Origin of the sequence: Streptomyces sp. NPDC002870 (assembly GCF_042888505.1) — a bacterium.
In the GTDB taxonomy this organism is placed as follows: domain Bacteria; phylum Actinomycetota; class Actinomycetes; order Streptomycetales; family Streptomycetaceae; genus Streptomyces.
Map to the genome: position 1 here is coordinate 159,122 of NZ_JBIAPW010000007.1, position 19,392 is coordinate 178,513.

Below are 19,392 nucleotides of genomic sequence, written 5' to 3' on the forward strand. Positions count from 1 at the left end.
CTCACTTGAGCCTCACGCAGCGGGAGGGTGCAGGCTCGACCCGTGCCGGTCCACCTCGAGGTGGAGTCCCCCTAGGGGCTTCTCCTTACTGACGGCCAGGAGTGGTTCGTCCCGGGGGACGACGAGGTGGTGGGGATCAATCCTTAGCTTGGTCTTACGGCCGCAGCTGAGGCCCGCACCACCGGGGGGTGGGGAAAACCCCCGGTTCAAGACTGCGCTGCGCACCAGCGCGCCGGACCGCTTCCGCCGACAGACTTCAATCCGTACTCGCCTCCGCATTCGCATCCGTACTCGATGCGCTCTCGGAGCGTACGCGGCGACACCAACTCATCACCGAATTAGGAGACATACCGTGACAACGGCTGTGACCATTCCTCGGCACGGGGACACCGGAGGGCGTACGGCCGTCGCCGCGCGAGGGCGGCAGGTCGTCAAGGCGTACGGCTCCGGGGAGACCCGTGTCGTCGCGCTCGACCATGTCGACGTCGACATCGCCCGCGGGCAGTTCACCGCGATCATGGGCCCGTCGGGGTCCGGCAAGTCGACTCTGATGCACTGCCTGGCCGGTCTCGACACCGTCACGTCGGGCGAGATCTACCTCGACGAGACCGAGATCACCAAGCTCAAGGACAAGAAGCTCACGCAGCTGCGCCGGGACCGGATCGGCTTCATCTTCCAGGCCTTCAACCTGCTGCCGACGCTCAACGCCCTGGAGAACATCACGCTTCCCATGGACATCGCCGGCCGCAAGCCGGACGCCGCCTGGCTGAACCGGGTCGTCGAGACGGTCGGTCTCATCGACCGCCTCAAGCACCGGCCCACCCAGCTCTCCGGCGGCCAGCAGCAGCGCGTCGCCGTGGCCAGGGCGCTCGCCGCCCAGCCCGAGATCATCTTCGGCGACGAGCCGACCGGAAACCTCGACTCCCGCGCGGGCGCAGAGGTGCTGGGCTTCCTGCGCCGCTCGGTCGACGAGCTGGGCCAGACCATCGTGATGGTCACGCACGACCCGGTGGCCGCCTCGTACGCGGACCGGGTCCTCTATCTCGCCGACGGCCGGATCGTCGACGAGATGTTCCGGCCGACCGCCGATGCCGTACTCGACCGTATGAAGGACTTCGACGCGCGGGGGCGGACGTCGTGACTGTATGGAAGACCTCGATGCGCAACTTCTTCGCGCACAAGGGGCGAATGGCGCTCTCGGCCGTGGCGGTGCTGCTGTCGGTGGCCTTTGTGTCGGGGACGCTCGTCTTCACCGACACGATGAACACGACGTTCGACAAGCTCTTCGCCGCGACCGCGTCCGACGTCACCGTCAGCCCCAAGGGCTCGGGCGACGGCGGCGACGAGAACCCGCAGACCGGCAAGCCCGAGTCGCTGCCCGCCTCGCTCGTCGAGAAGGTGGCGAAGGCCGACGGCGTGAAGTCCGCCGAGGGCGCGGTCGTCAGCATGAGCGTGACCGTCGTCAACTCCAAGAACAAGGACATGGGTTCCAGCAGCGGCGCTCCGACGATCGCCGGCAACTGGACCGAAAATGAACTCAAGTCGATGGACATCACCTCCGGCCACGCACCCCGCGGCCCCACCGAGGTGATGGTCGACGCAGACACCGCCGAGAAGCACAACCTGAGGCTCGGTGACGAGCTGCGCACCATCGCCGTCACCGGCGACCTCACCGCCAGGATCACCGGCATCGCCTCCTTCAAGGTCACCAACCCGGGTGCGGCCGTCGTCTACTTCGACACCGCCACCGCGCAGCGTGAACTGCTCGGCAAGGAAGGCCTGTTCACCCATGTCTCCGTCACCGCGGCCGAGGGCGTGAGTGACGAACAGCTCAAGCAGAACGTCGCCACGACGCTCGACGGATCGTTCAAGCTGCAGACGGCGAAGGAGTCCGCCGACTCCAACCGAGAGGACGTAGGCTCTTTCCTCGACGTGATGAAGTACGCGATGCTCGGCTTCGCCGGTATCGCCCTCCTCGTCGGCATCTTCCTGATCGTCAACACCTTCTCGATGCTGGTCGCCCAGCGCACCCGCGAGATCGGCCTGATGCGAGCCATCGGTTCGAGCCGCAAGCAGGTCAACCGCTCCGTGCTCGTCGAGGCGCTGCTGCTCGGCATCGTCGGATCCATCGCGGGCGTCGCCGCCGGCGTGGGGCTGGCCGTCGGACTGATGAAGCTGATGGGCTCGATGGGCATGGAGCTGTCCACCAGGGACCTGACCGTCAAGTGGACCACCCCGGTGGTCGGACTCGTCCTCGGCATCGTCGTCACCGTCGTCGCCGCGTATGTCCCGGCCCGCCGGGCCGGCAAGGTCTCCCCGATGGCCGCGCTGCGCGACGCCGGTACGCCGGCGGACGGCAGGGCCGGCTGGATCCGGGCCGGGATCGGCCTCCTCCTCACGGGTGCCGGTGCCGCCGCGCTGCTGGTCTCCACCCAGGCCGACAAGGCGAGCGAGGGCTCGCTGTTCCTCGGCCTCGGCGTGGTCCTCTCGCTCATCGGCTTCGTGGTCATCGGTCCGCTGCTCGCGGGCGTCGTGGTCCGGGTGATCAGCACGGTCGTCCTGCGGATGTTCGGCCCGGTGGGGCGGCTCGCGGAGCGCAACGCGCTGCGCAACCCCCGCCGTACGGGAGCGACCGGCGCCGCCCTGATGATCGGCCTCGCCCTGGTGGCGTGCCTGTCGGTGGTCGGCTCCTCGATGGTCGCGTCGGCGACGGACGAGTTGGACAAGTCGGTCGGCGCGGACTTCATCGTCCAGTCGGGCAAGGGCCAGCTGATCATGCCGCAGGTCGAGAAGGCGCTGAAGTCGGCCCCGCACATCGAGCACGTCACCAACTACAAGGGCGTGGACGCCAAGCTCACCACCCCGGACGGCAAGACCGAGGACGAAGGCATCGTCGCCGCCGACCCGACGTACGCACAGGATCTGCGCCGCGAGACCGTCGCGGGGGAGCTCTCGGCGGCGTACGGGAAGAACGCGATGTCGGTGGGCGACACCTACGCCAAGAGGCACGGCGTCAAGGTCGGCGACACGATCAAGGTCGCGTTCAAGCACGGCCGGACGGCCGGGCTGAAGGTCGCGGCGATCACCTCCGACGACGGGAACGTCGACAAGGGCGCGATGTACACCAACATCACGACCGCCGCGCAGTACGTCCCCGCCGACAGGATGCCCAAGAACATGATCATGTTCGCGAAGGCGGAGGACGGCAAGGAGAAGGAGGCCTACGCGGCGCTCAAGGCGTCGGTCGCCAAGTACCCGCAGTACAAGGTGCAGAACCAGACCGACTTCAAGCAGGACCTGAAGGACCAGATCGGCCAGCTGCTGAACATCGTCTACGGCCTGCTGGCGCTCGCGATCATCGTCGCGGTGCTGGGCGTGGTGAACACCCTGGCCCTGTCGGTGGTCGAGCGGACCCGGGAGATCGGCCTGATGCGCGCCATCGGCCTCTCGCGCCGTCAGCTGCGCCGCATGATCCGCCTGGAGTCGGTGGTCATCGCCCTCTTCGGCGCGCTGCTCGGCCTCGGCCTGGGCATGGGCTGGGGAACGGCGGCCCAGAAGCTGCTGGCGCTGGAGGGCCTGGGGGTCCTGGAGATCCCGTGGCCGACGATCCTGACGGTGTTCGTGGGCTCGGCGTTCGTGGGTCTGTTCGCGGCACTGGTACCGGCGTTCAGGGCGGGCCGGATGAACGTGTTGAACGCGATCGCCACGGAATAGGGGGCGGCGGCGCGTTACCGTAGGGGGTCCTGGCCCCGGGGTGTTCCTCCAAACATTCCGGGGCCGGGGTGTTTGGCGGGCCGCGGGGTGCGGGGGTCCGCGGTGCGGGGTCGCCCGGCGTCGCGGGGTGCGGGTCTGCGCTGCGCGGGCCGCGGGCTTGCCCGGTGTCGTGCGGTGCGGGCGTGCGTTGCGCGGGCCGCGGGCTTGCCCGGCGCCGCTGCGTGCGGGTTCCGGTGCCCCTCCGGGCTCGACTCCTCGGGGTCGGCGGCGTGTAGGGGGCCGTGTTGATCACTGGGTCCGGCCGCCGATCCCCTGCGGGGACGACCCTGCACGGCCCCTCCCCACCGGGAGGCACGAACCGGCGCGGGCCCGCCGGGCTGGCGCGAGGCTGCCGTGTGGTGGGGGTGGGGCGGCGTGTGGCTGCCGCGTGGCGGGCTGGGGCCCCGCTTTGCCGGTGCCGCGAAGCTGGCGCCTGGCAGGGTGTGGGGGTGCCGGCCCGCTTTCGTGGGCCGCCATCCCCGCATTTCTGGGCGGGGCAAAGACGCCGCGCGCCGGCCTTCCTGTGCTGGCGGCGAGCTGCCGGGGCGGCGTGGGGGCGTCGGCCCTGTCTTTCTGGGCCGGGGAAAGCCGGCGCCTGGCGGGGTGTGGGGGTGCCGGCCCGCTTTCGTCGGCTCCGCGGCGAAGCCGCCGGAGCGGGCGGGTGTGGGGGGGGCGTCAGCCCCCACGTTTCCTTTGCCCCCGCCGGGGGCCTGGGGGCAGCGCCCCCAGTTTCGGGATGGGGGTACCTCCCAGGCGAAGCTCTGGGGGAGGGCGGGGTGGGGGAAGAGTTCCGCGCCCGCACCCTGCGTCCCCCTGCGCCGCGACCGGCTCCGCCCCGCCCCGCCACTGATCGCGCCCCCGACCCCCCACCGCCAGGGTTCCGGACGCGGCTGCCACACCCGCGTCGTACGCTGGAGACCCCCGGCCCGTTCGACGTGTCGGGCGGTTCGCGTTGCCCACCCCCCTCCGCCCCGGATGGAAACCCTTGATGAGCCTGCACGGTCTGCTCGATGCCGTCGTACGTGACCCGGCGCTCGCCGACGCCGTGAAGGCTGCCGGCGACGGCCACCGTATGCATGTCGACCTGGTCGGTCCGCCCGCCGCCCGCGCCTTCGCGGTCGCCGCGCTCGCCCGCGAGTCCGGGCGGCCGGTGCTGGCCGTCACCGCGACCGGGCGCGAGGCCGAGGATCTCGCGGCGGCGCTGCGCTCGCTGCTGCCCGAGGAGGGCATCGCCGAGTACCCCTCGTGGGAGACGTTGCCGCACGAGCGGCTTTCGCCCCGTTCCGACACGGTGGGCCGCAGGCTCGCGGTGCTGCGCAGGCTGGCTCACCCGGCGACGGACGACCCGGCCGCCGGACCGGTCTCTGTCGTCGTCTCGCCGGTCCGTTCCGTACTGCAGCCGCAGGTCAAGGGGCTCGGCGACCTGGAGCCCGTGGCGCTGCGGAGCGGAGAGAGCGCCGATCTCGGTGAGGTCACGGAGGCGCTCGCCGCCGCCGCGTACTCCCGGGTCGAACTGGTCGAGAAGCGCGGCGAGTTCGCCGTCCGCGGCGGCATTCTGGATGTCTTCCCGCCGACCGAGGAGCACCCCCTCCGGGTGGAGTTCTGGGGCGACGACGTCGAGGAGATCCGGTACTTCAAGGTTGCCGACCAGCGTTCGCTCGAAGTCGCCGAGCACGGGCTGTGGGCGCCGCCATGCCGCGAGCTGCTGCTGACCGACGACGTACGGCAGCGGGCCGCGGCCCTCGCCGAACAGCACCCCGAGCTGGGCGAGCTGCTCGGCAAGATCGCCGAGGGGATCGCGGTGGAGGGCATGGAGTCGCTGGCGCCGGTCCTCGTGGACGAGATGGAGCTGCTGCTCGACGTCATGCCGAAGGGCTCGATGGCTGTCGTCTGCGACCCGGAGCGGGTGCGCACCCGGGCCGCGGACCTGGTGGCGACGAGCCAGGAGTTCCTGCAGGCGTCCTGGGCGGCGACCGCGGGCGGCGGCGACGCCCCGATCGACCTCGACGCGGCCTCGCTGTGGGGGATCGCGGACGTACGGGACCGGGCGCGCGAGCTCGGCATGATGTGGTGGTCCGTTTCCCCCTTCGCCGCCGACGAAGAGCTGTCGGACGACACGATCAAGCTGGGGATGCACGCCCCGGAGATGTACCGCGGCGACACCGCCCGCGCGCTCGCCGACACCAAGGGCTGGCTGGCGGACGGCTGGCGCACGGTGTACGTCACCGAGGCGCACGGCCCCGCGGCCCGTACCGTCGAGGTGCTGGGCGGCGAGGGCATCGCCGCCCGCCTGGAGGCCGACCTCGCCGAAATCTCCGCGTCCGTCGTCCATGTGGCCTGCGGCTCGATCGACTACGGCTTCATCGACCCGGGCCTCAAAATCGCGGTGCTGACGGAGACGGACCTCTCCGGGCAGAAGGCGGCCGGCAAGGACGGCCGGCGGATGCCGGCCAAGCGCCGCAAGACGATCGATCCGCTCACCCTGGAGGCGGGCGACTACATCGTCCACGAGCAGCACGGCGTGGGCCGGTACATCGAGATGGTGCAGCGCACCGTGCAGAACGCGACCCGCGAGTATCTGCTCGTCGAGTACGCGCCCGCCAAGCGCGGCCAGCCCGGCGACCGGCTCTACATCCCCACCGACCAGCTGGAGCAGGTCACCAAGTACGTCGGCGGCGAGGCCCCGACGCTGCACCGGCTCGGCGGCGCCGACTGGACGAAGACCAAGGCGCGCGCGAAGAAGGCGGTCAAGGAGATCGCCGCCGACCTGATCAAGCTGTACAGCGCCCGGATGGCCGCTCCCGGCCACGCCTTCGGCCCGGACACCCCCTGGCAGCGGGAGCTGGAGGACGCGTTCCCGTACGTCGAGACGCCCGACCAGCTCTCGACGATCGCCGAGGTCAAGGAGGACATGGAGAAGACGGTCCCGATGGACCGGCTGATCTGCGGCGACGTCGGCTACGGAAAGACGGAGATCGCGGTACGGGCCGCGTTCAAGGCCGTCCAGGACGGCAAGCAGGTCGCGGTCCTGGTGCCGACGACCCTCCTCGTACAGCAGCACTTCGGCACCTTCTCCGAGCGCTACTCCCAATTCCCGGTCAATGTGCGGGCGTTGTCCCGCTTCCAGTCCGACGCGGAGGCGAAGGCGACCCTGGAGGGGCTGCGGGACGGCTCGGTGGACATCGTCATCGGCACGCACCGCCTGTTCTCCGCCGAGACGAAGTTCAAGGACCTGGGACTGGTGGTCGTCGACGAGGAGCAGCGCTTCGGCGTCGAGCACAAGGAGCAGCTGAAGAAGCTCCGCGCGAACGTCGACGTACTGACGATGTCCGCGACCCCCATCCCCCGTACCCTCGAAATGGCGGTCACCGGCATCCGCGAGATGTCGACGATCACCACGCCTCCGGAGGAGCGGCACCCGGTGCTGACCTTCGTCGGCCCGTACGAGGAGAAGCAGCTGGGCGCGGCCATCCGCCGTGAACTGCTGCGCGAGGGCCAGGTCTTCTACATTCACAACCGGGTCGAGTCGATCGACCGGGCCGCGGCCCGGCTGCGCGACATCGTGCCCGAGGCCCGCATCGCGACCGCGCACGGCCAGATGCCCGAGGCGGCGCTGGAGCAGGTCGTGGTGGACTTCTGGGAGAAGAAGTTCGACGTCCTCGTCTCGACCACGATCGTCGAGTCGGGCATCGACATCTCCAACGCGAACACGCTGATCGTCGAGCGCGGCGACAACTTCGGTCTCTCGCAGCTGCATCAGCTGCGCGGCCGGGTGGGACGGGGCCGCGAGCGCGGTTACTCGTACTTCCTCTACCCGCCGGAGAAGCCGCTCACGGAGACCGCCCACGAGCGCCTGGCGACCATCGCCCAGCACACCGAGATGGGCGCGGGCATGTACGTCGCGATGAAGGACCTGGAGATCCGCGGCGCGGGCAATCTGCTCGGCGGCGAGCAGTCCGGCCACATCGCGGGCGTCGGCTTCGACCTGTACATCCGCATGGTGGGCGAGGCGGTCGCCGACTATCGCGCCGCGGTCGAGGGCGGCGTGGAGGAGGAGCCCCCGCTCGAGGTCAAGATCGAGCTCCCGGTCGACGCGCATGTCCCGCACGACTACGCACCGGGCGAGCGGCTGCGCCTCCAGGCGTACCGCGCGATCGCCTCGGCGAACACCGAGGAGGACATCAAGGCGGTCCGCGAGGAGCTCACCGACCGCTACGGCAAGCTCCCGGAGCCGGTCGAGAACCTGCTCCTGGTGGCGGGCCTGCGGATGCTGGCCAGGGCGTGCGGGGTCGGCGAGATCGTGCTGCAGGGCTCCAACATCCGCTTCGCGCCGGTGGAGCTGAGGGAGTCGCAGGAGCTGCGGCTCAAGCGCCTCTATCCACGTACGGTCATCAAGCCGACGGTCCACCAGATCCTGGTGCCCCGCCCGACGGCGGGCAAGATCGGCGGGAAGCCGGTGGTGGGGCGGGAACTGCTGGCGTGGACGGGCGAGTTCCTCACGACGATTCTGGGGTCATAGCCGTACTTGAAGGGTGGTAGAGCGCTCGGGCACGGGCAGAGTCGATCGGACCGTCCCCCTCGATGTGCAGGAAATGGTCCAGCTGCCACGCCTGTGAACTGCGGGCTTGGCGATTGGTCGTCGTAACCCACGGCGGGTAGACGCGGAACGCCCGCTTTCCGCCGGAACCGTTTCTTGATACGACGTCCCGTTCGCAGAGCACGTCTCGCGGAAAGACGAACTGTCCGAAATGGTCGCTGTCACGGGTGCTGATGACGAAGAGGTCGACGGGGTCCTCGGCATCGAAGGGCTGGATCGGCCCGCCCGAGGACCTCTTCCATACGGTGACGAACTGGCCGACCTTCGTCGGGGTCGTCTTGGCTGCACGGAACCTGACGGAGAAGCCGTCCAGAGTGAATTCGTGGGCTCCGTACTCCGCACTCTCCGCCTCGGGCACCGGCCGTGAGCAGCTGAACCCGCTCGGGTCATAGACCAGCGCCTTCGCCGAGAGGAGGTCGCTATGGATCGGTCCCGTTGTCATTCCTTCATCCTGTCATCGCCGACCGCCGAAGAGGATGGCGGGGAAGGCGGGCCGGTGGGCCCTGGTGGACCCGGCGGCGTGACACCGCCCGCGGGGGCCGGCTCGGCTCCGCGGACGGTGCGTGTGCGTGTGTACCTGTATGTGTGCGTATCGCTGTCGTAATGAGATGCCTTCCGCAGGGGTCAGGGGACAATTTCGACGCTACGCGCACCCTCCCCCTCCCGCGCGCTGGATTCCGGTCCGGTCCACGGCATAGCGGTGGACGGTAGGGCAAAGGATCACCAATCGGGTCGAACTGCCATGCTGCGCACGCCACTTGGGCTCAGTAGGGTACGAAGGTGAACAGACCCGGGGAACGAATATCGCGCGCGCTCGCGGCCGTACTGACGACTGCGGTCGCCGCAGCGGTGCTCACCGGCTGCGACGGAACGGGACTCCCGGGTGACGCCAAGCCCTCGGGCTCCGGTTCCGGCTCCGCGCCGACCGCCGCCGGCAGTGGCACCAGCCCGCTGGCCAACCCCGAAGGCACGAAGCCGGGCCTGGCCCCCCTCACCTCCGAGCAGGACAGGGCCGCCGCCCGCCGGCTGATCGAGAAGGTGACCACCAAGGGCCGCGGCCCCAAGACCGGCTACGACCGCGACCGCTTCGGCTACGCCTGGATGGACACCGCCGACGGCGTCCCGCTGGCCCGCAACGGCTGCGACACCAGGAACGATCTGCTCGCCCGCGATGGCCGGAATCTGCGCTACCGCTCCGGCTCCGACTGTGTGGTCGTGGCGATGTCGCTGAACGACCCGTACACCGGCACCGTCATCGACTGGCGCAAGCAGAAGGCCGCCGCGGTCCAGATCGACCATGTCGTGCCGCTCTCCTACGGCTGGCAGATGGGCGCCGCCCGCTGGGACAAGGCCAAGCGGCAGCAATTCGCCAACGACCCGCTGAACCTGCTGCCCGTCGACGGCCCCGCCAACAGCTCCAAGAGCGACTCGGGCCCGGCGTCCTGGCTGCCGCCGAGCAAGCGGATCCGCTGCTCGTACGCGGTACGGATCTCCCAGGTCGCGGTCAAGTACCGCCTGCCCGTGACGGCGGCGGATAAGGAGTCGATGCTCACGCAGTGCGGCGGTTAGGGTGCCCCGCATGGACCTGATCATCACGACGCTCGCCGAGCGGCCCGAACTCCGGGGCCCGATGTGGCAGATGCTCGACACCTGGCCGGAGTTCGTGATCAACGACCCGGTGGGCTGGGCGAACATCGGGCGGATCGTCGCCGAACTGCCCGAGTACGTGCTGGTCGCGACCGACCCGGACGGCCGGGTCGTGGGCCGGGCGTTCAGCGTGCCTTTCCAGATGGCGGCGGAGGGGCGCGGCGGGCTCCCCGAAGGCGGCTGGGACCAGGTGATGCTGTGGGCCTTCTCCGATCTGCGGCACGGGCGAACGCCGGACACGGTGAGCGCGATCGAGATCACCGTCGCCACGGACCGGCAGGGCCGGGGCATCTCCGGCCGGATGCTGGCCGCGTTGCGCGAGAACGTCCGCAGGCTCGGCTTCGGCGAGCTGGTCGCGCCGGTGCGGCCGAGCGCGAAGAGCGGTGAACCGTACGTCCTGATCGAGGAGTACGCGCACCGGACCCGGGCCGCCGACGGTCTGCCCGACGACCCCTGGCTGCGGGTCCATGTCCGGGCCGGAGGGGTCGTCGAGTCGGTGGCACCGGCGTCCATGACGGTCTCCGGGTCGCTGAAGCAGTGGCGTAAGTGGACCGGGCTGCCCTTCGAGGAGTCCGGTCCGGTGGAGGTGCCGGGCGCGCTGGTGCCGGTGCACTGCGAAGCGGAGCGCGGGTACGCGGTGTATGTGGAGCCCAACGTGTGGGTGCGGCACCGGGTCTGACGCGAAGAGGCCGCCTCAAGGGCGGCCTTCAGCGGTTGTGCTTCAGCGCTCGCGGCTGTACGTCACTGCTCGCGTCACTGCTCGCCGAGCTTGTCCAGGTCGATGATGTCCTTGGCCGCCGGCTTCTTCGCCGCGACCGGCTTGTTGTACTCGGAGAAGGTCATCGTGCCCGGTTCCGGTACGGGGAACGCTTCCGCGCGCCGGCCGCTTTCGAGGACGCGCTGCGCCTCACGGGGCGGCTGGGGGAGCAGCTGGTCCAGGGCCTGTACGACGGTCTGACGGATGGCAGTCTTACGGCGTGACCGGTTCGACAACGGTTCCGTACAACTCCGCAGCCGTTGTCCGTGTCGGTGTATACGCTCGTCCTCGCAAACCGCCTCGTCCCCAGGCCTTCAGGAGCACCAATGCATGGCCCCGGCTATATGCCGCCGCAGCCTCCGCGCGACATACCGACGTCGGTGATCGTGCTGCGGGTGCTCTTCGCGATACTCCCCGTCTTCAGCTGCGGGATGCTCGCCTGGGGCACGATGCTGCGGCTCGCGCTCGTCACCCGGCGCGCGCGGGACTGGGTGCTCTTCGCGGTGGTGCTGGTCTCCTTCATGGCCTGCTTCGGCACGTTGCTGTCGGACCACACAGAAAACCTGACCATGACCCGGTCGGATGTGGCGATGGGCATCATGTTCGCCGTTGCCCTGGCTGTCGTGCCCTACTTCCTGTACGCGGACATCAAGCACTTCTCTTCCCGGGTCGCGCAGCCGTACTACGGGCCCACCGTGCCCTACGGCCTGCCGCCGCAGGCACAGCCGCTGCCTCCGACGCCGCCCGTGGCCGGATACGGCTACCCGACGGTCTCGAACCAGCCCCAGCCGCAGCGCCAGCCGCAGCCCCAACCTCAGGCTCAGCCGCAGCCCCAACCTCAGGCTCAGCCGCAGTCCCAGCCTCAGCCGCACCCCCCGTCCGACAAGCCCCGCATCGACCAGGTCCGCGCCGAACTCGACGAGCTCAGCGACTACCTGCGCAAGGAGCAGGGCCGGGAGCAGGGCCGGTGAACGGACGCGTCATCGCGAGCCGTTACGAGCTCTCCACCGTCATCGGCCAGGGCGGCATGGGCCAGGTCTGGACGGCGTACGACAACCGCCTCGACCGCCGCGTGGCCGTCAAGCTGCTGCGCCCCGACCACATGGCCGCGGCCGCCGCCGCCGACGACATGCGTCGCCGCTTCGTCCGCGAGTGCCGGGTCACCGCCCAGGTCTCGCACCCCGGTCTGGTCACCGTCCATGACGCGGGCAGCGACGGCGAGGAGCTCTTCCTCGTCATGCAGTACGTCGAGGGCGCGGACCTCGCCGACCACCTCGCAGAGCAGGAGCCGTACCCCTGGCCCTGGGCGGTCTCGGTCGCCGCCCAGCTGTGCGCGGTGCTCGCCGCCGTGCACGCCGTGCCGATCGTCCACCGCGACCTCAAGCCGCGAAACGTCATGGTGAAGCCCGACGGCACGGTCACCGTCCTCGACCTCGGCGTCGCGTCCGTCATCGACATGGACACCACGCGCCTGACCCATACCGGATCGGTCATCGGCAGCCCCGCCTATATGGCCCCCGAGCAGGCGATGGGCGGCGCGGTCGGCCCGTACACCGATCTCTACGCCCTGGGCGTGCTGCTCCACGAACTCCTCAGCGGCAACGTACCGTTCGCGGGCTCCACCGCACTCGGCGTGCTGCACCGCCATCTCTACGAGCCGCCGCTCCCGGTCCGCCAGCTGCGCCCCGAGGTACCCGGGCCGCTCGAGGCGCTGGTCCTGCGGCTGCTCGCCAAGGACCCGCAGCACCGCCCGACGGGCGCGCATGAGGTGTACGAGGCGCTCGCGCCGATGCTGCCCAGCCGCGGAGCGCCGAGGGGACCGCTCGACCCGACCCGGCCCTTTCTGCGCCCGCACGCCCCCTGGCCGGACCGCTCCGTCGCCACGCCGCCCGCCGCGCCCCCGGTGCCGCCGGCGCCACGCCCCGACGTCGCGGCAGCCGTCGACGAGGTCAAGCGCCTTCTCGGCGAGGGCAGCATCACCCAGGCCGTGGACATCCTCGGCGGGATTCTCCCGGCGGCCGCCGCCGAGCACGGCGAGCACTCGCCGGTCGTACGGATCCTGCGCAAGCAGTACGCGACGACGCTGATGGACGACGGGCAGTACCGCCGTGCGCTTCCCGAGCTGCGGCGGCTCGCCGACGACCGGGCCGCCGAGGCGGGCCCGGCCGACCCACAGACCCTGCAGTTCCGTTACGACGCCGCGCAGTGCCAGGAGCAGCTGGGCGAGGCGGCCGCTGCGCTCGCCGGGTACCGGGCCGTCCTGCCGTACTACGAGAACCAGCAGCCGGGCGGCGCCGACGCCGCCCGCGCCTTCGACGTACGCCACCGGATCGGGAATCTGCTGCTCGCCGTGGGTGACCACACGGCGGCGCGGCAGCAGTTGCAGGGCCTGCTCTACGACACGGAGCGGGCGTACGGGCCCTACCACCGGCTGCCGGTCGAGCTGCGTCGTGCGCTCGACCGGCAGCGGCAGTTTCACAGCGGGTGACGGCGGGACCGTCGCCTGACGGTCAGCTCGCGCGCAGAAACGCCGACGTGGCCACCCGCCCCAGCAGGCTCAGCCGTGAAGTCCCGCTCGCCAGGTGCTTGTCCAGGGCGTCCTGCACCCCGGGCCAGGCCTTGTCGCCGTAGTCGTCGAGCACCACGATGCCGCCCGGGGCCACGATCTGCTCGACCCATTCCAGGTCGGCTCGCACCCCGTCCATGGAGTGATCGCCGTCCACCACGATCACTCCGTACTCCCGGTCGGACACGGCGGCCCGCACCTCCGGATCGCCCGAGAAGCCCTGCTGGATTCGCGCGTCGATCACCGAACCGACGCCGCCGAGTGCCAGGTTGGCCCGTACGACGTCCTCGCGGACCGGCGTGCCGGTGGGATCCGCGCCCTGCGGGGCTGCGCCGGGCTGCAGCTGCGCGCCCGCCAGTGGATCGACGATCGTCAGATGCGGTTCGGCCCCGGAACGGTGCAGCATCCGCAGCAGGCCTGCGGCGAACATCCCGTACAGGGTGCCGATTTCGAGGACATTGCCGTTCGGCGGGGAGAGCAGCGGCACCGTGGCGAGCTTTCCGCACACGTTGGAGGTCGAGCCGGCCAGCCTGCCCACGCCGAGGGACTCCAGGGCGATCACTGTGCGATAGGCGACGGTCACATTGCGGAGAGCGTGTTCACTGCCGTCCGCCACGCCCTGGATCTGGCGGGCGAGGGTGTCGATCTGGGCGGGGGTGGGCGTTCGGTGGCCGCTTCGACCCGTCCCGTTGACGAGCAGGCCGAGTCCGTACTGCGGGTTCTGCAGCGCGGCCACTTTTCGGTGGAGGGCGTCGAGATCGGCCTGCATGTCGTGCGTGGCACGTTTCACCTGCTGCTCGATGCGCCGTTCGATCATCGTGAGGGCTGGGCTCAGCACTCGCTTGGCCAGCCGGTTGGGAAGGTGAGGGGGCATGCGGGGACGCTACGCCCGGGCACCACGGCGCGGGCCAAGGCGGGATGCTGCGTAGGTGAAGTCCTGAGGGCCCCGCGGCGACGGAATTGTGAAGTCCCTACGACGGAATGCCGTGTACCCCTTCTGTCCGGGTGCGGCGGGGCGGCGGGGCAGCAGGGCGGCGGGGCAGCAGGGCGGCAGGCGGTACGCGGCAGCGGCCGCTCGGCGGGGCGGCAGGAAGGCAGGGCGGTAGGGCGGCGGGGCGCCTGGAACGCGGGGCGGCAGGCGGTACGCGGCAGGGCGGTACGCGGCAGCGGCCGCTCGGCCATGCGGACGGGGCCCGCGCCGCATCTTCTCCCCGGCCGGGCCCCGCCCCTGCCCAGTCAGCGCGCCTGACCCGCCGGTTCGCTTGCCTTCTCGGCGCTCTGCGTGGCATGGCCATCGGTCCCGGCCCCGCTCGCGATCCCCCGCCCCATACGGGCGCGGAGCTTCGGCAGCATCGCGATCAGCGCGAGCGTCAGCAGTCCGGCCGCTCCCGTCGCAGCCCCCGCCTTCAGGCCGGGCGGACGGAAGGAACAGTCGACCGTCGTCGTCTTTCCGTCCAGCGGCACGGCGACAAGCCCCTGGTACGAGTCGGCCGGCTTGCCGTTGCAGCTCCAGCCGGCGATCCGGGGCGCGGCGACGACCGCCCGGCCGGTGGCCCCCGGCGGCAGCTCGGCCCGTACACCGCCGTCGGTGACGTCGACCGACACCGCCCCGGTCTGCTTCAGCCGGTCCACGGCGGCGGCGAGATTGGCGTGGTCCAGGCAGCCGAGGGTCGTGCGCCGGGGGTCCTTGCTGTAAGTGACCTTCTCGCCGGGCGAGTTCACCGTGCCGAGCGAGGTGAGCGCGGCACGCCGCTTGGGCTGGCCGCCGCGCATCGTCACCTGCTCGTTGTCGCCGAGGCGGGCCTTGCCGGTGTAGTTCGGGGCCCAGAGGAAGACCTCGGTGCCGACCGGGCAGGAGCCGTCCACCGGATCGCCGTAGACGTCCGAGCCGAGCAGCAACTCCTGGTTGCGGAACGGGTTCCAGTTGTACGTGGCCTCCGGCCCCGCCGGCCGTACGGTCACCAGCGCAGGAGTGGCAGCCGCCCGTGTCACCTCCGGCTCCTCGCCGGGCGCGGTGCGCACACGTGCGCCGACCGAGAAGATCGCGTCGGTGACCGGATTGTCCAGGGACTGCACACTGCGTCCGTTGGACGTCCAGCCCGCGCCCAGCGCGGCCATCGTGCGCGTGAAGACATCCGGCGTGTGGCTGCTGTAGTAGCCGCCGCCCTGTCCGCCGAGCAGGATCGGATCGTTGCCGGTGATCTGGTCGCGGCCCACATCGGTGCGGTAGCGCGGCCAGCCGTCCGCCTTCGCCACGGCCGCCGACCGCTCGTCGTGCGCCGCGCCCCAGGCCGGGTAGTCGTCCAGCCGGCCGAGCTTCTGCCGGTCGGCGTACGCGGTGGTCGCCGCTGCCTGCCCGACCAGCGCGCCACTGATCAGCAGCGCCGCGACCACTGCGTACTTGCCGCGCCTGGCGAGCAGCAGGCCGCCCGCCACCGCCGCGATCCCGGCCGCGAACAGCGGGAACGTCCACGCGGTGACGAGGTCGCTGGTGGAGGCGGTGAGTGCCGTCACGGCCACCACGGCGCCGCCGCCGAGCAGGGCGCGCCGCCCCGGCCAGTCGTACGAGAGGCACATCCACCCGGCGATCACGAGTATCCCGGCGAAGACGAAGGTCTGCCGGTACGGGCTGCCGTTGGGCGTCGCGAAGACATGCCACACCAGATGCGTGGGCGACCACTGGAGTGACAGCAGGGTTGCCGCCGCGAGCCCCGTCCACACCCATCGCTCGCGCCGCGGGACCGCGCTGTTGAAGGCGAGCGTGCAGGCCAGCAACAGCGCACCGCTGCCGAGGAAGACCGCGGGCGTGAAGAAGCTGTACGTCGCCGGCAGCGTGCGGGCGAACACATCGGCCCAGCCGGCCGGTGCGAACTCCTTCGTCCACCCCGGATAGGCGTGCTTGGACCCGAGGAAGACGGGGATCAGGACGGGCGTGGCCAGCGCGATCCCGAGCAGTACGGACCGGGCGGCCCGCAGCAGCGCCCGCATCCGGTCCCCTGCCGCCGTCTCCTCCAGCAGCAGCCGCACGAGAAGCACCAGCGCGGCTCCGATGGTCGCCATGTACGCGGTGTAGAAGTTGGCGATCCACGCCACCGCCACGACCACCGGGCCGAGAACCGGCCGCCGTGCCGTGCGTGCCCACTCGTCGACCAGGCACAGCAGCGGGAAGGCGACGAGTCCGTCCATCCACATCGGGTTGTACGAGGCCTCGACGACCGACCAGCCGCACAGCGCGTACGAGCCGCCGAGCACCGCAGCCATCCACCAGCGGCCGCCCCTGTCCCCCCGCAGCGACAGCAGCAGCCAGGTCATGGCCGCGGCCGCGGTCGCCATCTTCAGCAGCGTGATCACATAGACGGCGAGGTCGATGCGGTCCCGTGGGAAGAGTCCGACCAGCATCGAGTAGGGGCTGGTCAGATAGGTCCCGAGGTCGGGCAGAAAGCTGGTGCCGTATCCGGACTGCCAGTTCAGCAGCAGTCCGCCGTCGGCCCGCCCGTGCAGCACATCCCGCAAGTGCGCATGAAACGGCACAAACTGATTGCCGAGGTCATTCACGCTGCGGGTGTGCGGTCCGAAGGGGAAGCTGCGGGCGACGGCGTCACCGGCGCACACGGCTCCCACGGTGATCAGTGCGGCGAGGGCGGCGGCGCGGCCGCGCGCGGATTGCAGAGTCGACATGGTTCTTCGAATATGCCAGCGTTGATGGTGAAAACGCCTCGTAAGAAGCCCAGTTCACGAAATGGTCGCCTACGTGTCATGCGGTCAATCCGCAGGGGACATTCGGGTGGGTTGTTGTTCTTCCGTGCTGATCTCGATAGTTGTTCCGTGCTTCAACGAAGAGGAGATCATCGGCCGCTTCCATGAACATGTGACCGCAGAACTCTCCCTGCTCGGGCAGGAATTCGAGCTGGTCTATGTGGACGACGGAAGCCAGGACCGAACGCTCCCTCTCCTCGAGGAGATCGCCGAGGCCGACCCTCGTACGCGCTACGTCTCCTTCAGCCGCAACTTCGGCAAGGAGGCGGCGATGCTGGCCGGGCTCCAGCATGCCGAGGGCGACGCCGTGGTCATCATGGACGCAGACCTCCAGCACCCTCCGGAGCTGGTCAGGCGCATGCTGCAGCTCCATGACGAGGGCTTCGACCAGGTCATCGCCCGCCGCACCCGCAAGGGCGACCGGGTCACCCGCACCGTCACCGCCCGCGCCTACTACTGGCTGATCAACCGGCTCGTCGACGTCGAACTGGTCGACGGTGTCGGTGACTTCCGGCTGCTGTCGCGCCGTACCGTGGACGCGATCCTCGAACTCACCGAGTACAACCGCTTCTCCAAGGGCCTGTTCGCCTGGGTCGGTTTCCGCACCACGACCTTCGAGTACGAGAATGCGCTGCGTGAGCAGGGCCGTTCCAAATGGAGCTTCGGCAAACTGCTCAACTACGGCCTCGACGGCCTGCTCTCCTTCAACAACAAGCCGCTGCGGGCCGCCGTCTATCTCGGGCTTCTGCTTGTCACGCTCGCCATGGCGTATGCCGCCTGGATCGTCGGTGTCGCCCTGGTGAACGGCGTGGACACCCCCGGGTATGTCACCCTTCTGGTGGTGGTCACGGCACTCTCCGGCGTGCAGATGCTGATGCTGGGGGTGGTCGGCGAGTACGTCGGCCGTATCTACTACGAGGTGAAGCGGCGACCGCACTTCCTGGTCAAGGCCACCAACGCCGGCCTTCCGCACCAGCGGGAAGGGGAGCGGCACGAACGCGACGGGGAGCTCGTAAGACGATGACGGTCCGGGTCCAGCTGGTCAGGTTCGCCCTGGTGGGGGTGGTGAACACCGGGACGTACTACGGCCTGTATCTGGCCCTGCTCACCTGGCTGCCCTATGTGGCGGCCCATGTCGTCGCCTTCGCGCTCAGCATGGTCGGGTCGTTCTTCCTGACCTCGTACTTCACCTACCGGACCCGCCCCACCTGGCGGAAGTTCCTGCTCTTCCCGCTCACCAACGCGGCGAACTTCGTCGTCACCACGAGCGGTGTCTATCTCCTGGTGGACGTGCTGCACTTCGGCAGCCGCTACGCCCCGCTGATCGCGGCGGCGGCGGCGATTCCGATCACCTTCGTCGTCTCCCGCACGATCATGCTGCGCCCCGAGCCGGCGCGCCCGGCGGCGCAGGCGGCGCAGGCGGCGCAGGCCGAACACGAAGTGAAGGTCGGCCGGCCCGGCTGACGGCTGCGGGGTGTATCGCAACTTCCGGCGAATCGTCGGCCGAATCAGTGGCCCAGACCACGGAGACTGCTTACCATCGATCACCGCAGGGTCTTGTGCGCCCGCCCGTCGCCCGACCACCACCCCTCAACGAGGCGCTGCACGCCACACCTTTCGCTCGCACAATCACGCCGCACGCCGGGAGGCTCCTTTGCACCGCCGCCGTCGCACCGCGCTCACCGTCTCAGCCGCGCTGCTCGTCGCCGCGCCCCTCCTCGCCGCCTGCGGCAGTGAGGCTCACCCCGGGGCCGCCGCCGTCGTAGGTGGGGACCGGATCGAGGTGTCCACCGTCCAGGCGAAGGTGAAGGACGTGCGCGCCGCCCAGCAGCGCTCCCCCCAGTCCGCCCAGCTCATCAAGGACAGCGGGCAGCTCAGCCGCGCCAAGCTCTACGACCTGATCGTCGAGCGGGTCGTCCAGCGGGCCGCCGACGACGCCGGGGTCGAGGTCAGCCGCAAGGAGATCCAGGCCGGGCGGGCCGCCCTCGTGCAGCAGTCCGGTGGCGAGGAACAGCTCGCCGCCATGTATCTGCAGCAGCGCGGGGTCGCCCCCGGCCAGCTGAACGACGTCGTACGCCGTGACGTCCTGGTCAGCAAGCTCGCCGAGGCCCTCGGCGCGACCAACACCCCCGAGGGTCAGCAGAAGCTGAACCAGGCCTTCACCGCCGCCGCCAAGGCGCTGGACATCGACGTCAACCCCCGCTTCGGCGCCTGGGACGACCAGAAGCTCGAGCTCGGCAGCTACAAGGCCCCGTGGATCACCCAGGTCAGCAAGGAGCCGGAGCCCGAGGCGGGTGCGTAGCGACGCGAGGTAGG

General features: G+C 70.3%; 13 protein-coding genes and 1 pseudogene. 11 read left to right on the top strand and 3 right to left on the bottom strand.

The features are described from left to right. Positions 1-352 precede the first annotated feature (352 nt). The 3 genes from ACFYWY_RS11730 to mfd all read left to right on the top strand — a co-directional run bounded on the left by ACFYWY_RS11730 (position 353) and on the right by mfd (position 8,272). Entirely contained in the window at positions 353-1,141 is a 789-nt protein-coding gene (locus tag ACFYWY_RS11730) for an ABC transporter ATP-binding protein (RefSeq protein WP_389183473.1), read from the top strand. Next, positions 1,138-3,714, top strand: coding sequence for an ABC transporter permease (locus ACFYWY_RS11735; RefSeq protein ID WP_389183476.1), 2,577 nt, complete (start codon positions 1,138-1,140; stop codon positions 3,712-3,714). Before ACFYWY_RS11730 ends, ACFYWY_RS11735 begins: the two co-directional genes overlap by 4 nt. A 1,027-nt stretch (positions 3,715-4,741) precedes the next feature. Next, positions 4,742-8,272, top strand: coding sequence for a transcription-repair coupling factor (gene mfd, locus ACFYWY_RS11740; RefSeq protein WP_389183479.1), 3,531 nt, complete (start codon positions 4,742-4,744; stop codon positions 8,270-8,272). On the opposite strand, the gene ACFYWY_RS11745 is transcribed toward mfd, so the two are convergent. After that, positions 8,250-8,792, bottom strand: a complete 543-nt coding sequence (locus ACFYWY_RS11745) for a MepB family protein (protein WP_389183482.1) — start codon at positions 8,790-8,792, stop codon at positions 8,250-8,252. The two genes, mfd and ACFYWY_RS11745, sit on opposite strands and share 23 nt — an antisense overlap. 338 nt (positions 8,793-9,130) lie before the next feature. On the opposite strand from ACFYWY_RS11745, the gene ACFYWY_RS11750 reads away from it, so the two are divergent. The 5 genes and pseudogenes from ACFYWY_RS11750 to ACFYWY_RS11770 all read left to right on the top strand — a co-directional run bounded on the left by ACFYWY_RS11750 (position 9,131) and on the right by ACFYWY_RS11770 (position 13,242). Beyond that, positions 9,131-9,919, top strand: coding sequence for an HNH endonuclease family protein (locus ACFYWY_RS11750; RefSeq protein ID WP_389183485.1), 789 nt, complete (start codon positions 9,131-9,133; stop codon positions 9,917-9,919). 10 nt (positions 9,920-9,929) lie between these two features. Next, positions 9,930-10,676 (top strand): N-acetyltransferase, encoded by a 747-nt coding sequence (locus tag ACFYWY_RS11755; protein WP_389183488.1) that lies wholly within the window; start codon positions 9,930-9,932, stop codon positions 10,674-10,676. Between the two features lie 176 nt (positions 10,677-10,852). Further along, positions 10,853-10,978 (top strand): annotated as a pseudogene (locus tag ACFYWY_RS11760) (type II restriction endonuclease subunit M); the annotation flags it as partial. A gap of 102 nt (positions 10,979-11,080) precedes the next feature. After that, a complete protein-coding gene (locus ACFYWY_RS11765) occupies positions 11,081-11,725 on the top strand; it encodes a hypothetical protein (RefSeq protein ID WP_389183491.1) in 645 nt (214 codons plus the stop codon). Further along, positions 11,722-13,242 (top strand): protein kinase, encoded by a 1,521-nt coding sequence (locus ACFYWY_RS11770; protein ID WP_389183494.1) that lies wholly within the window; start codon positions 11,722-11,724, stop codon positions 13,240-13,242. Before ACFYWY_RS11765 ends, ACFYWY_RS11770 begins: the two co-directional genes overlap by 4 nt. A 22-nt stretch (positions 13,243-13,264) precedes the next feature. Here the strand turns inward: ACFYWY_RS11770 and ACFYWY_RS11775 are convergent, their stop codons facing one another. Both ACFYWY_RS11775 and ACFYWY_RS11780 read right to left on the bottom strand, forming a co-directional pair. Next, a complete protein-coding gene (locus tag ACFYWY_RS11775; protein ID WP_389183497.1) occupies positions 13,265-14,194 on the bottom strand; it encodes a class I SAM-dependent methyltransferase in 930 nt (309 codons plus the stop codon). Between the two features lie 362 nt (positions 14,195-14,556). After that, positions 14,557-16,998 (bottom strand): YfhO family protein, encoded by a 2,442-nt coding sequence (locus tag ACFYWY_RS11780; RefSeq protein ID WP_389183500.1) that lies wholly within the window; start codon positions 16,996-16,998, stop codon positions 14,557-14,559. A gap of 124 nt (positions 16,999-17,122) precedes the next feature. Here ACFYWY_RS11780 and ACFYWY_RS11785 point away from each other — a divergent pair, with 124 nt between their 5' ends. The 3 genes from ACFYWY_RS11785 (at position 17,123) to ACFYWY_RS11795 (ending at position 19,378) form a co-directional block, all read left to right on the top strand. After that, positions 17,123-18,100 carry a glycosyltransferase family 2 protein gene (locus ACFYWY_RS11785; protein WP_389183503.1) on the top strand — a complete coding sequence of 326 codons (978 nt, stop codon included), beginning with the start codon at positions 17,123-17,125 and terminating at the stop codon, positions 18,098-18,100. Further along, positions 18,097-18,540, top strand: a complete 444-nt coding sequence (locus ACFYWY_RS11790; protein WP_389183506.1) for a GtrA family protein — start codon at positions 18,097-18,099, stop codon at positions 18,538-18,540. Before ACFYWY_RS11785 ends, ACFYWY_RS11790 begins: the two co-directional genes overlap by 4 nt. A gap of 190 nt (positions 18,541-18,730) precedes the next feature. Further along, positions 18,731-19,378, top strand: a complete 648-nt coding sequence (locus ACFYWY_RS11795; protein WP_389183508.1) for a SurA N-terminal domain-containing protein — start codon at positions 18,731-18,733, stop codon at positions 19,376-19,378. The last annotated feature ends 14 nt before the right edge of the window (positions 19,379-19,392 follow it).